Origin of the sequence: uncultured Campylobacter sp. (genome assembly GCF_938040115.1) — a bacterium.
GTDB lineage: Bacteria > Campylobacterota > Campylobacteria > Campylobacterales > Campylobacteraceae > Campylobacter_A.
Genome location: NZ_CALHXD010000119.1, coordinates 1 through 2,566, shown reverse-complemented (window position 1 = coordinate 2,566; position 2,566 = coordinate 1). Strand labels below are relative to the sequence as shown.

Here is a 2,566-nt window from a genome sequence, read left to right as displayed (position 1 = left end):
CTTTTATCAGCTTTTGGCACAGCGCAGGCGTCAGCACGCCCTTGCCGTAGTCCGACAGCAACGCGACGTCGTAGCCTTCTAGCGCGCGGGCGAAATTTGCCGCCAACTCGTCCTCGCACGTTATGGCTTCGACGCTTTCTTTATCGATGCGCACGACTTGCTGATGCGTCGCCATCACGCGGCTTTTTATCGAGCTCGTGCGTCCTTTTTCTCTTTTTATAAACTCAGCCCTAGCGCCCTGCTCGCACAATATCCGCTCTATCTCGTCGCCCGTCTCGTCGTCTCCTAGCACGCTCATGACGCCTACTTTTGCGCCTAAAGAGAGCAAATTTAACACCACGTTGCCCGCTCCGCCCAGGCGTTTGGTTTCGTTTTTTATCTTTACCACCTGCACGGGAGCCTCTGGCGAGATACGCTCGCAGCTGCCCCAGATGTAGTGATCGAGCATCAGATCGCCCGCGACTAAAGCACGTACTTCACGCATTTATCTCTTCCTCGTATATCCTTTTTATCTCGGCCGCGTAGTCTTTTATGCCCTCTTCTAGGCTAAATTTAGGCTCGTATCCCAGCGCCTTTTTGGTCGGCTCGATGTCGGCTTGCGTATGAAACTGATATGAGCGCGCGTACGGATTTGGGATGTATTCGCAAGGCAAATTTGACCCCAGCTCGCGCTGCAAGATATCCACGATCTCTTGGAAGCTTCTTGCCGTGCCAGTTGCTGCGTTATACACGCCGCTAGCAGCGTTTAGAGCGAGCAGGTTTGCCTGCACGACGTCTTTTATATAGACGAAGTCGCGCTTGATTTTGTCGCTGCCTTCAAAGAGGCGCGGGTTTTTACCGCTCAAAATTTGCAGACCAAACTGTAGCACCATCGAGGCGGTTTTGTTTTTATAAAACTCCCTAGCGCCGTAGACGTTAAAGTATCTCAGCCCCACGACCGCGACGCCTCTTTTAGCATATTTTCGGCCCAGATCGTCCATTTTTAGCTTTGAAAAGCCGTAAACGTTATTTGGCGCTTCGCGTTCGCCGACTCTTTGCGGGCTTTTTGCGTTGCCGTACGTGGCGCCCGAGCTTGCGTATATCATCCTAGCGCCCGTTTTTTCGCAGATATCTAGCAGATCTTTAAAGCTATTTAGATTCGTCCTCATTAGCTCGCCTTGCTCGGTTACCGTGGTATCCGAGATCGCCGCCTCGTGAAAGATCGCTTCGGGAGCGAATTTCTCGATCATAGCTAGCGTTTTAGCGCAGTTTATGTCGCCCTCGTAAATTTCGCCCGAAAATCCGAGCAAATTTTTAAAATGCCCGAAGCTTTTTAGATTACCGTTGCTAAATTTCTCGTCGCTTCTAAATTTATCCACGGCGAGCACTTCTACGTCTTTTAAATTTTCGTCAAAATAATGCGCCAAATTTGAGCCGATGAAGCCCGCCGCGCCCGTTATCACGACCTTTTTTATATCTTTCATATTTTTCCTTCTTTTTTTAAAAACTCCAGCGCGTCCGCTACGCTTTTTAGACTGTCGTCCAGCTTTAAATTTATCCCGACGCCAGCACTTTGCCCCGCCTGCACGTCGCTATCCTTGTCACCTATCATGATTGAACGCGCAAGGTCGATATTTAGCTCATTTGCGGCCTTTAACAGCATGCCTGGCTCCGGTTTACGGCAAAGGCAATCAGCTTCCGGTGCGTGTGGGCAAAAGTAAATTTTCTCTATCTTTACACCCTCTTTTTCAAACTCGCCCAGCATAAACCCGCAAAGCTCGTCAAACTGCTCTAGCGTGTAGTAGCCTCGCCCGATGCCTGATTGATTCGTCACCACGACTAGCGCGTAGCCAGCCTTGGCAAACTCTCTCAAAGCGGCGAAAATACCCTCTTTAAAAACGAAATCCTCGCGTCTATAAACATAGCCCGCATCCTCGTTTATCACGCCGTCGCGATCAAGAAATAGCGCCTTTTGCGGCTGCGTTTTAAGCTTTGTTTTATCCATGGCGAAAATTATACAAAAAAAATCTAAATTTAACCGAAAATCGCCGTCCGCGCCGCAGTATAAACTAATATAAAAAAATAATGTAAAATTTAGCTTTTAAGACTATAATACGCATACAATTTTATCAAAAAGGATTGAAAATGAAAAAGCTTATCATTGTTTCAGGTGCAGCCGCATTGCTAGCGGGTAGCCTATTTGCCGCTGACGGCGCAACACTTTACAAAAAATGCGCGGCCTGTCACGGACCGAAAGCGGAAAAAGCGTATCTAAACAAAGTTCCTGCGCTTAACACGCTTTCAAAAGAAGAGATCGCCGAGAGCCTAAAAGGCTATAAAGCAGGCACTCTAGATAAATTTAAAAGCGCAGCTATGATGAAACCTATCGCAAAACCTCTTAGCGACGATGACATCGCGGCTCTATCAGAGTACATCCCTACTCTAAAATAACCCTTTTCGGCGGAGTTTTTCCGCCGATTTTTCTCTGCTTTTTATTTCGCGCTTCATTTTAGTAACTTTTTTATAAAATTTCTTTTCTTTTAAGCTTTTAGGGCTATAATCTCCTCTAAATTTCTATCAAAAAGGA

General features: G+C 47.2%; 4 protein-coding genes. 1 reads left to right on the top strand and 3 read right to left on the bottom strand.

The annotated features are described in order from the left end of the window. The 3 genes from Q0314_RS04560 to gmhB all read right to left on the bottom strand — a co-directional run. The coding region (locus Q0314_RS04560) for a PfkB family carbohydrate kinase (protein ID WP_298057003.1) at window positions 1–484 on the bottom strand (484 nt) is incomplete at its 3' end. Beyond that, window positions 477–1,463: an ADP-glyceromanno-heptose 6-epimerase gene (gene rfaD / locus Q0314_RS04555; protein ID WP_298057000.1), complete on the bottom strand. Its 987-nt coding sequence runs from the start codon at window positions 1,461–1,463 to the stop codon at window positions 477–479. The genes Q0314_RS04560 and rfaD, both read right to left, overlap by 8 nt. Continuing rightward, complete coding sequence (gene gmhB, locus Q0314_RS04550) at window positions 1,460–1,984, bottom strand: D-glycero-beta-D-manno-heptose 1,7-bisphosphate 7-phosphatase (protein WP_298056998.1); 525 nt, start codon at window positions 1,982–1,984, stop codon at window positions 1,460–1,462. Before gmhB ends, rfaD begins: the two co-directional genes overlap by 4 nt. Before the next feature lie 140 nt (window positions 1,985–2,124). On the opposite strand from gmhB, the gene Q0314_RS04545 reads away from it, so the two are divergent. Further along, complete coding sequence (locus Q0314_RS04545) at window positions 2,125–2,430, top strand: c-type cytochrome (RefSeq protein WP_297937912.1); 306 nt, start codon at window positions 2,125–2,127, stop codon at window positions 2,428–2,430. The last annotated feature ends 136 nt before the right edge of the window (window positions 2,431–2,566 follow it).